Annotated in this window: 13 protein-coding genes; 1 reads left to right on the top strand and 12 read right to left on the bottom strand. The window is 44.9% G+C overall.

All coding sequences use genetic code 11. The features are described from left to right. From KIH43_RS07125 to KIH43_RS07175, 11 genes are all read right to left on the bottom strand, one after another. On the bottom strand, nt 1-428 hold a 428-nt coding region (locus KIH43_RS07125; protein ID WP_297719231.1), incomplete at its 3' end, for a DsbE family thiol:disulfide interchange protein. Further along, nucleotides 425-2344: a heme lyase CcmF/NrfE family subunit gene (locus KIH43_RS07130; protein WP_297719234.1), complete on the bottom strand. Its 1920-nt coding sequence runs from the start codon at nt 2342-2344 to the stop codon at nt 425-427. The genes KIH43_RS07125 and KIH43_RS07130, both read right to left, overlap by 4 nt. Next, the gene (ccmE, locus tag KIH43_RS07135) at nt 2341-2775 is read right to left on the bottom strand and encodes a cytochrome c maturation protein CcmE (protein WP_296968740.1); all 435 of its coding nucleotides are present in this window, start codon (nt 2773-2775) and stop codon (nt 2341-2343) included. The genes KIH43_RS07130 and ccmE overlap by 4 nt, the downstream gene beginning before the upstream one ends. Beyond that, a complete protein-coding gene (gene ccmD, locus KIH43_RS07140; RefSeq protein ID WP_297719237.1) occupies nt 2775-2960 on the bottom strand; it encodes a heme exporter protein CcmD in 186 nt (61 codons plus the stop codon). Before ccmD ends, ccmE begins: the two co-directional genes overlap by 1 nt. Beyond that, the gene (gene ccmC, locus KIH43_RS07145) at nt 2960-3730 is read right to left on the bottom strand and encodes a heme ABC transporter permease CcmC (protein WP_297719239.1); all 771 of its coding nucleotides are present in this window, start codon (nt 3728-3730) and stop codon (nt 2960-2962) included. The genes ccmD and ccmC overlap by 1 nt, the downstream gene beginning before the upstream one ends. Beyond that, complete coding sequence (gene ccmB / locus KIH43_RS07150) at nt 3727-4392, bottom strand: heme exporter protein CcmB (RefSeq protein ID WP_297719241.1); 666 nt, start codon at nt 4390-4392, stop codon at nt 3727-3729. Before ccmB ends, ccmC begins: the two co-directional genes overlap by 4 nt. Next, complete coding sequence (gene ccmA, locus KIH43_RS07155) at nt 4389-5036, bottom strand: cytochrome c biogenesis heme-transporting ATPase CcmA (RefSeq protein ID WP_297719244.1); 648 nt, start codon at nt 5034-5036, stop codon at nt 4389-4391. The genes ccmB and ccmA overlap by 4 nt, the downstream gene beginning before the upstream one ends. Nucleotides 5037-5235: 199 nt before the next feature. After that, nucleotides 5236-5787 carry a flavodoxin family protein gene (locus KIH43_RS07160; RefSeq protein ID WP_297719247.1) on the bottom strand — a complete coding sequence of 184 codons (552 nt, stop codon included), beginning with the start codon at nt 5785-5787 and terminating at the stop codon, nt 5236-5238. Between the two features lie 24 nt (nt 5788-5811). Continuing rightward, entirely contained in the window at nt 5812-6231 is a 420-nt protein-coding gene (locus KIH43_RS07165; RefSeq protein ID WP_297719249.1) for a MarR family transcriptional regulator, read from the bottom strand. Between the two features lie 153 nt (nt 6232-6384). Beyond that, nucleotides 6385-6807, bottom strand: a complete 423-nt coding sequence (locus tag KIH43_RS07170) for a carboxypeptidase-like regulatory domain-containing protein (RefSeq protein ID WP_297719252.1) — start codon at nt 6805-6807, stop codon at nt 6385-6387. A 37-nt stretch (nt 6808-6844) separates the two neighbouring features. Next, a complete protein-coding gene (locus KIH43_RS07175) occupies nt 6845-7825 on the bottom strand; it encodes a quinone oxidoreductase (protein WP_296968727.1) in 981 nt (326 codons plus the stop codon). Between the two features lie 114 nt (nt 7826-7939). Between KIH43_RS07175 and KIH43_RS07180 the strand changes: the two genes are divergently transcribed. After that, nucleotides 7940-8839 carry a histone deacetylase gene (locus KIH43_RS07180; protein WP_297719255.1) on the top strand — a complete coding sequence of 300 codons (900 nt, stop codon included), beginning with the start codon at nt 7940-7942 and terminating at the stop codon, nt 8837-8839. An 18-nt stretch (nt 8840-8857) separates the two neighbouring features. Here KIH43_RS07180 and KIH43_RS07185 read toward each other — a convergent pair. Next, the coding region (locus KIH43_RS07185; RefSeq protein ID WP_297719258.1) for a phasin family protein at nt 8858-9302 on the bottom strand (445 nt) is incomplete at its 5' end.

Here is a 9302-nt window from a genome sequence, read left to right on the forward strand (position 1 = left end):
ATAACATAAGTCTCGGGAACACCATACACACCATAGTCAATCCCAACACGACCATTAGCATCAAACGCAGAAAGTACATACGGATTACCCTGTCTTTCGAGCATTGCTAATGCATCCTCACGCTTATCTTTGTAGTCCAAGCCAATGATGGGAGCTTTCCCAGACTGCGCAAGTTCCACTAAAACGGGGTGCTCTTCACGACAAGCTACGCACCACGATGCCCATACATTCAATATCCAAACCTGACCCTTCATGCTGGCCGGTGAAAAGGTTTTGTTTGGCTGCGCTAATTGAGGAACCTCGAAAGCGGGCGCACTTTTATTAATTAAAGGAGAGGGAACTTCATGTGGATCCCGATTAAGTCCTATAGCCAAAAAAACAACCAAAACCACAAATACCAATAAAGGAATGAGAAATTTTGCCTTCATGATGCAACCTTCTTTAGCTTCATCCGATAGCGCTTATCGGAAATAGCAAGTGCACCCCCCAAAGCCATCAATAAACAGCCTCCCCAAATCCAATCGACAAAGGGCTTGTAATACACCCTGACCGCCCAAGATTGATCGTTTAATTCTTCACCTAAAGAAACATAAATGTCGCGAGTCAAGCCTGCATCAATTGCAGCTTCCGTCATTGGCATTGTGGAAGAAAAATAGCTTCGTTTCTCTGGATAAAGGGTTGCTTGAGTATTGCCATCTTTCATCAATAAAAAAGTGCCGCGCATTGCATCATAGTTGGGGCCCGGTACTTTTGAGACGCCTTTTAACTGTATCTGATAGCCGCCAACATGAACGGTATCGCCAGCGAGCATACGCACATCTTTCTCTTCTTGATAAGCGCCAACCATGGTGACGCCAATCACAAAAATAGCAATCCCTAAATGCGCAATTTGCATACCAATAAAAGAACGTGTGGGCTTGCCTGCTTTCATCTGCCGAACAACTTGTTGGCAGCCAGAGGCAATAATCCAAAAGGCCAGCAAGAAACCCAATCCTGCTAACCACGTGAATTGCCCCATCATCAAGGGAATAAGCACTCCAGCCAAAACCGCAATCACTCCAGCAAGCCACAAGCGCTTGAGAACGGATATCAAATCTGTGCTCTTCCACTGAGCCCACGGTCCAATGCCCATCAACACTAACAAGGGCACCATAATGGGCACAAACACACTATTGAAATACGGTGGACCTACAGAAATTTTTCCAAGATGCAATGCATCGATGAGCAATGGATATAAAGTGCCCAGCAACACTGATCCAGCAGAAACCACCAAGAACACATTGCCTAGCAAAATAAATGTTTCTCTAGAGCTCAAGTTAAATTTCCCGCCCAAAGTATTTTTTGGCGCGCGCCAAGCATACAGGGTTAAAGAAGACCCAACCACGAGAGACAAGAAAATCAGAATAAAAATGCCACGCTTTGGATCGGTAGCAAATGCATGTACCGAGGTAAGAACACCTGAGCGAACCAAGAATGTACCTAATAACGAAAGGGAAAAAGCGGTAATCGCTAAGAGCACAGTCCAGCTTTTAAAACCTCCTCGCTTCTCGGTAACCGCCAAAGAATGCAACAAGGCAGTGCCTACCAGCCAAGGAATGAATGAAGCATTCTCGACCGGATCCCAAAACCACCAACCGCCCCAACCCAATTCGTAATAGGCCCACCATGAACCCAGAGCAATTCCTAGAGTTAAAAAGATCCATGCGGCCGTTGTCCAAGGACGCGACCAGCGCGCCCACGCGGCATCTAGGCGACCCGATAACAGCGAAGCGATTGCAAATGCAAATGCCACTGAAAATCCGACATATCCCATGTACAACATCGGCGGATGAAATACCAAACCTGGATCTTGCAATAATGGGTTCAGGGATCGCCCATCTTGTGCCGCCGGTAATAAACGCTCAAATGGATTGGAAGCCGCCAATACAAATAACAACAGCCCACTAGTCACTAGCCCTAAAACCCCAATGACTCTGGCAACCATAAATTCATCTAACGCTTTTGATAGTTGCGCCACCAAAAAAGTCCAGGTGCTTAACAAGAAGACCCATAGCAATAAAGACCCCTCATGACCACCCCACACTGCACCCAAGCGATAAATCACTGGTAATTGAGAGTTGGAGTGCTCTGCCACATATAGAACAGAAAAGTCATTGACATAAAAGCTCCATGCCAACACTACAAAAGCAATGGCTAGCAGAATAAATCCTGTTTGAGCAGCTGGCCTAGCAAGCACCATAAACTCTCGGCGCCCATAATGTGCGCCCACCAAGGGCAATACCCCTTGAATCAAAGCAATGCACAATGCTAGAACTAATGCGTAATGCCCAAACTCAGGAATCATTTACCACTTCCATTTTTCTGAGCTTGATCCAAAGCGTGCTTTGCTTCAGGCGGCATATAGTTTTCATCATGTTTGGCTAGCACTTCGCTAGCAACGAATTCTCCGCTAGCATTCAATCTTCCCTGGATCACAGCGCCCTTACCTTCTTTAAAAAGATCTGGCAGGATACCCGTGTATGCAACAGGAATATCTTTTACTAAATCTGTAATCACGAAGTGCACCGTTAAGCCATCGCGCTTTAACGATCCATCCTTCACCATGCCCCCGATCCTAAAAGTTTGGCCTTGTGGCGCCTTACCTGAAGCCACTTCACTTGGCGTTACATAAAGGGCAATATTGCTGTTCAGAGCATTCAAAATCAGTAATGCTGCAACACCTATGACGGCTAATGCAGCAATAATGATGAATGCACGCTTATGTCTCGGTTTCACTAACGACTTTCACTATCAAACTGTTCTGCTAAACGCTCTAGTTTTAATCTACGAATAATCGCCTTTTTACGAAGACGAATACTCACAGGCTCCCAGATCAAAACAAGGGCGCAAACTCCAAAACTACTCCATACATAGAGAGCATAACCACCCATTGCAAAAAACTCTGCTGGACTATTCCACATTAGTTTCTTACCTCGTCCAATTGTCTCACCCAATCAGCATGGGCTTCACGCTCCAAAATAATGGTTCTGACCCGCATCAACCCAACCGCTATTGAGTACATCCAAAAGCACATGGCCATTAATAACATTCCTAGCAACATGGTCTGAGCCATTGCAGGCGCCTTGGTCAACGAAACCGATGCGCCTTGGTGCAGGGTGTTCCACCACTTCACCGAAAAATAAATAATGGGCACATTCACAACACCCACCAAAGCCAATATCGCCCCCGCTTTATCTGCTCTACGGGGATTATCTATAGAGGATTGCAATGCAATGAAACCGAGATAAAGAAATAGCAGAATCAGCTCTGAAGTTAAACGCGCATCCCAGACCCACCAAGCACCCCACATTGGTTTACCCCAGAACGCACCCGTCCATAGAGACAAGAATGCCATCCATGCACCAATGGGGGCCAGTGCCTGAGCCATCATTGCCGATAGTCGAGTATTAAAAATTAAACCAATGCCTGCCCATGCTGCCATCACTAAATAAATAAACATGGACATCCATGAAGCAGGAACGTGAACAAAAATAATTCGATATCCTTGACCCTGAACGGCATCTACTGGAGCCACAAAAAAGCTCACCCAAAGACCAGCGACACCAAAAATCAAAGTGAGCACCCAGAAAAGCGGTATCAATTTGCCTGCTACTGGATAAAAAGTGCTCGGGCTCGATAACTTAAACCAGTTAATCAGGCGATTTTTCGAAAAGTGATTTATTTCAGTCATTCAATGGCAATCTTTACTGCGGTAGCGCTTACCCAAGGTACAAATGCTAAAGCCAAAATCAATAAGGCGCCCAATAATGAAAAATGCCCTGTAGTATCAAGCCCGACACTATTGGCATAAACCGCCCCAGCACCAAAAATCAGGACAGGAACATATAGGGGCAATATCAACAAACTCATGAGCAAGCTCCCACCCCGCACGCCCAGGGTTAAGGCTGCGCCAATGGAGCCTAAAAGGGATAACACGGGCGTTCCCAATAATAAAGTTCCCATCAATACATATAGTGAGCTTGCATCCAAATCGAACTGAATACCAATGATGGGAGCAAGGATCACCAAAGGCAGTCCACATACAAGCCAGTGCGCCAGAATTTTTCCGGTCATTAATAAAACCATGGGATAAGGCGAAAGCGCCATTTGCTCGAGTGCACCATCTACATAATCCGCAGCAAACATTCGTTGCAAGCCAAGCAAAGTCGCCAGTAGTGCAGCCACCCAAATTACTCCTGGCGCGATCTTGCGTAGAAGCGCTGCATCAGCACCCACCCCCAAAGGAAAAAGACTCGTAACCACAATAAAGAAAAATAATGCGGTAAGCACTTCACTCTTGCGACGCATGACCAAGAGTAAATCGCGATGAATAATGGCAAATAAGGCGCTCATAGATCTAGCACCTTTAAATTCGGAAGCGTTACAGGCTGATGACTAGTGAGCACCACCATTCCTTTTGCGGCAAGGTGCTCAGCAATCAATTGCTCTAATTGTGCAATTGCCTCCACATCTAATGCATTAAAGGGTTCATCCAAAATCCAGAGAAGCGCTCCGCGCGTTAACATACGCGCCATCAGGACGCGGCGCTTTTGTCCCGCGGATAAGCAATGGACTGGTAAATTTTCTCGGCCACGCAATCCAAAACGCGCTAATGCGCCCAATGCCTTTTCTAGCGGAAGCTTGACATCATCTAATGCAGCATACATTTGCAAATTTTCTAAGGCAGTGAGCTCTTCTTTGAGTGCATCACGATGACCTAGAAACAATACCTCGCGGTGAAAAATGCCAGGCTCCGAAGAAATCACTTTTCCATTCCAAAGGACTTGTCCTGCCTCTGGTTTTGACAATCCAGTTAACAAGCGCAAAAGACTGGTTTTACCAACTCCATTCTCTCCACGCACATGCAAGCATTCACCCGCTGCCAGATTCAAATTCAATCCAGCAAACAACCTTCGCTCGCCGCGCACACATGACAATCCCTGCGCTCGGAGCTCTAAGGGGGTTTGTCTAGATGTTGTGGGAATCTGTGTGGTCATGAATGATTTTGGCGGGAATCTAACCGCCAAACGCATTGTCCAAGAGCCCCTTGGGGCTGTCAAACCGGCAGATAGGGAATTTTAAGAATATTCCCTTTAAATTCAATTGCTTAGAACATTATAAACTACCGAACCTAGATACACAAAAGCCACCCGAAGGTGGCTTTTGTGATGGATATCAAGCAATCCTTGGTATGAATCATTTGAGGCGCTGAGTGATCTGCGCAATTCTTTGCCCATAGAGTCTAGCCGTCTCTAAGTCACCAGCATTCACCTCATCAGCACTTGCATCAGAGGGGGTTTGCATCATCGCACCAGCAAAAGAGCCCACATAATTCACATCATCACGCTTTGCTGCTTTTGAGTTTGATGGCATTAAACCCGTGCCAACCCATAACCCCGAATGTTGCATTGCCAGAGTAAAGAAATAGTGCAAGGTTGAATGTTTATCACCATTCATCGTTGCGGAATTGGTAAATCCTCCAAATACTTTATCTTTCCATTGCTGTGAGAACCATGGCTTTGAACTGGCATCAGCAAATTTTTTAAATTGCCAACTCACTGAACCCATATATGTGGGAGAGCCAAACACAATGGCGTCGGCCTCATTTAAGGTTGACCATTGCTGCTCAGTTAAATTTCCTTCTGCATCAATCGCTACTAATGTGCCATTAGCGCCTTTGGCTACGGCCTCGGCCTGCTTGACTGTATGGCCATAACCACTATGAAATACCACTGCAACTTTACTCATACTTTTCTCCTTTTTTTGATTAAGCTATTCGTTAAAAATTTCTTTTAGTTGATCTAATGATCGTTGCACATCTTGCATCTGTTTTGTCGTCAACTTCTTGAAGGCAACATCCAAATGCTGCATATGTCTTGGAAAAATTTTTTCAAATAATGCTTGTCCATTTTTTGTTAAGCCAATCATTTGACTTCTTCCATCTTCGGGATTGAGCATTTTTTCTAAAATACCTTTTCCTTCGAGACGCTCCAACACACCAGTAAGTGTCCCTTTGGTAACGAGCGTCTTTTCACCCAATTCCTTACAAGTCATTGGCGGCTGATTTCCCAACGTTGCGATGACATCAAATTGGGTTGTAGTCAGCCCCATCGCTTTTACGTCAAGTGCTGAGTAGCGCTCAAATGATTGATAGGTAGATACCAAACTGCGTAAAACGGGTAAAAATTGCATTGTGAAGACCTATTTAGTTCTAACTAGTACCAGTTTAGTACTAGTTAGAACTAAATGTAAATGGGTCAATAAAAAACCCCACTAGGAAAGTGGGGCTTAATCTTAGCTTAGGGACTTAGGCGGAGTAATTTCAAAAATAGAGCTTGATTCTCATTATTTCCAGAATATAGAAACCTTTTGTGGGGTATTGGCCTTCACGCTAATCGCCCGTTTTTGAACAACGCCTTGATAGCTTGCTTCAATTGAATAATCACCTGCGTCTAAATTGATAAGCATGTACGGTCCTTCTGCTTGCGCTTCAAAGACTACCTGCTGTTTGCTGTTCAAAATTTTAATATTGGCACCAAAAATCCAAACACCTCGACCATTTTCTAATTGAGAGAGCTCCAAAAAGAGGGGCCATTGTTTTGCCTCGGCAACGATTGCTAAAGACTCTTCCTCGCCCACTCCACCAGTGATATACGAGATTCCATTGGCATGTTGCGTAGCAGGAATTTGAGCATGAGCCGTTCCACCAATCAACAAAGACAATGTGGTCAATAAAGCTAATGTGCTGGATTTAAATAGTGTTTTCATATCAATATATTACTCCTACATATTCAAATGATGAAGCTTAAGGAATTAAAACAATCGCTCCAGACACTTTTCTTTCCTCCGCTGCGCGATGCGCCTCTTGTGCTTGCTCCAAAGGAAATTTAGCGCCAATTTGCACTTTGACATAGCCCTTTGCGATAGCATCAAATACTGCTTTAGCATTTTCTTGCAAAAGAGCATGTGTGGCATTGTGCGGAAATACGGAAGGCCTTGTTAAAAACAAGCATCCCTTCTTATTTAAGATTTCTGGCTGTATTTCCGGTGCAGGACCAGATGCAGCCCCAAATAAGGCAACGGTTCCAAAGGGTGCAGTGCACTCTAAGGAGCCCAAGAAAGTATCTTTAGCTACTGAGTCATAAACAACGTTGGCTTTTTTACCGCCGGTTGCTTTAATGACCTCTTCCACCCAATTTGGTTGTGAGTAATCCACTACTACATCACAACCAGCTTGCTTAGCCGCCGCAATCTTTCCAGAGGACCCCACAGTCCCAACCACGAATGCTCCTAGTGCTTTTGCCCAGCCAGCCAAAATCTGGCCAACACCACCCGCAGCAGCATGCACAACAACAATATCACCTGCTTTCACTTTGTAAGTTTTCTGCACAAGGTATTGGGCAGTCATCGCCTTGAAAAATACAGCAGCAGCAACTTCGTCAGAGATATTGCTTGGCACCGGCACTAATTTTTCTGCTAATACATTACGAGCACTCGCATACGCTCCAATACCAGCATTCATGTACATCACACGATCGCCCACCTTCAATCCAGTTACACCTTCACCCAGGGCCTCAACCACACCAACGGCCTCGTGACCCAAGCCCGTAGGTAATTCGAGGGGATAAAAACCAGACCGTTGATAAATATCAATAAAGTTAAAACCAATTGCCGTCTGACGAAGTTGCACTTCACCTTTGCCAGGGGGAGGCAAATCTTTATCGAGGATTTGAATTACATTGGGGGCGCCTAACTTTTCGAGGCTGACTACTCTTGCTTTTGTCACATGTCACCTATGGATATTGTTGTTATGAGAATTCATCATACCGTAAATAAGCCCTTGTCTGCAGTCACTGTAACGGTCATCTAGAATGAGCAAAATAACTCACATATCAGACTCTTGAAAGCATACTATTCCGACCACTTTGTCCTTCCACTACCCGAAGGACACCGCTTTCCTATGGAAAAGTATTCGCGCGTTCGCGATACAGTTTCAAGTCTAGCCAATTTACAACTAGTTGAGGCCCCACCAGCAAGCGATACACAGATACTCTATGCGCATGACCCCAGCTATCTTCAGAGGGTCGCCGCAGGAAAACTCACCGAACATGAGCAAAAAGAAATTGGGTTTCCATGGAGCGAAAAAATGGTTGAACGGTCAAGACGTTCAGCGGGCGCAACCATTGCGGCATGCAAAACAGCCATGACAGATGGCATATCAGGAAACTTAGCAGGGGGCACCCATCACGCTTATCGAAACCTTGGTAGCGGATTTTGTGTCTTCAATGATGCCGCGATCGCAGCCAGAGCACTACAAAAAGAAATCCATCCCAATCTTAAAGTGGCGATTATTGATTTAGATGTTCATCAAGGAAATGGAACCGCATCTATTTTGCAAGATGATCCTTCCATATTTACCCTCTCAATACACGGCGAAAATAATTTTCCTTTTAAAAAGGAAGTTAGTGACCTAGACTGCGGTCTTTTTGATGGTTGCGATGATCAAACTTATTTAATCAAACTTCATCAATGTTTGGATGAACTCGACGCTCGCTTCCAACCTGAGTTTGTTATTTATCTAGCTGGAGCCGATCCACATGAGGAGGATCGCCTGGGCAGACTAAAAATCAGCACAGAGGGAATGCGGCAAAGAGATGAAGCCGTATTTCAATATGCACTTAACAAGCAAATTCCTCTTGCATTTGCGATGGCGGGCGGCTACGGCAAAACCATCGAATCTACGGTGCAGATTCATTGTCAGACCATAGCGACCGCACTACACTATCAACAGCAGTATTAAAGATTACAAAAAGTGGGGCTACCTCCCCTTTTTAGCCGATCCTTTTGTAGCACTGAGTTGACTCATACTCTCAACACTTTTTTCAAAGTTGACAAATGAATCTGCCATTGCAGCGCGCACTAACTCAAAGTTTTGCAAGGCATTATTAAATGAGGTTTTGAAAATAGACACATAGGCCTCGCTGCCAACCGGTGCATTGTCAGTTGCATCATTTACGAAATGGATCAAATCGGCTTTTGAATCTTGAATCATTGCCTCAGCAATATCAGCCAACTCCTGGTTGCCATTTTTCAACACTGTTAATAATTGCTGATGATATTGCGCCACTTCTTTAGCAGCATCTTGCAAGACCTCAGCATGTACGTACTCAAAAGCCGCCTGAGGACTCTGAGTTTTTAACAGCTCCGAAAGACGAGTTTGTATCCGATCGGGAAAATCCTGCGCTGCCTTTTGATTGATTTGC

It is taken from the genome of Polynucleobacter sp. (genome assembly GCF_018500155.2).
In the GTDB taxonomy this organism is placed as follows: domain Bacteria; phylum Pseudomonadota; class Gammaproteobacteria; order Burkholderiales; family Burkholderiaceae; genus Polynucleobacter.

What these genes read in the sequence shown, in the direction of transcription:
- KIH43_RS07130 (WP_297719234.1), bottom strand. Translation starts at nt 2,344, where the DNA reads ATGATTCCTGAGTTTGGGCATTACGCATTAGTTCTAGCATTGTGCATT.
- ccmD (WP_297719237.1), bottom strand. Translation starts at nt 2,960, where the DNA reads ATGTGGAATAGTCCAGCAGAGTTTTTTGCAATGGGTGGTTATGCTCTC.
- ccmC (WP_297719239.1), bottom strand. Translation starts at nt 3,730, where the DNA reads ATGACTGAAATAAATCACTTTTCGAAAAATCGCCTGATTAACTGGTTT.
- ccmB (WP_297719241.1), bottom strand. Translation starts at nt 4,392, where the DNA reads ATGAGCGCCTTATTTGCCATTATTCATCGCGATTTACTCTTGGTCATG.
- ccmA (WP_297719244.1), bottom strand. Translation starts at nt 5,036, where the DNA reads ATGACCACACAGATTCCCACAACATCTAGACAAACCCCCTTAGAGCTC.
- KIH43_RS07160 (WP_297719247.1), bottom strand. Translation starts at nt 5,787, where the DNA reads ATGAGTAAAGTTGCAGTGGTATTTCATAGTGGTTATGGCCATACAGTC.
- KIH43_RS07165 (WP_297719249.1), bottom strand. Translation starts at nt 6,231, where the DNA reads ATGCAATTTTTACCCGTTTTACGCAGTTTGGTATCTACCTATCAATCA.
- KIH43_RS07170 (WP_297719252.1), bottom strand. Translation starts at nt 6,807, where the DNA reads ATGAAAACACTATTTAAATCCAGCACATTAGCTTTATTGACCACATTG.